Origin of the sequence: Pseudomonas frederiksbergensis (assembly GCF_003732665.1) — a bacterium.
Lineage (GTDB): Bacteria > Pseudomonadota > Gammaproteobacteria > Pseudomonadales > Pseudomonadaceae > Aquipseudomonas > Aquipseudomonas frederiksbergensis_G.
On the sequence record NZ_MOBP01000234.1, the window covers coordinates 1 to 278 of the forward strand.

The window sequence follows — 278 nt, forward strand, 5'->3', positions numbered from 1 at the left end:
GTCAGTCATGCAACCGTGTTGCAGGCTTACGCCAATCTTGAAGACCAGGGCCTGATCCGCGCCCGGCCGCAGTACGGTTACTACGTACACCAGACGCCGGCCCTGACGGCGCCGACGCCGGACATTGCCCGGGTCGAACGGCCGGGTCTGGTCACGCGCAGCAGCATCATTCAGCAAGTCCTGGTCGAATCCCGCCGCGAGGGTGTTTTTCCCTTGGGTGCGGCGGTGCCGAGCGTCGATTATCTGCCGGTCCGTGCACTGCATCAGCAATTGGCCAA

Annotated in this window: 1 pseudogene; it reads left to right on the forward strand. The window is 63.7% G+C overall.

Going from position 1 to position 278, the window contains the following annotated elements:
- Positions 1 to 278 (forward strand): annotated as a pseudogene (locus BK665_RS33980) (PLP-dependent aminotransferase family protein); the annotation flags it as partial.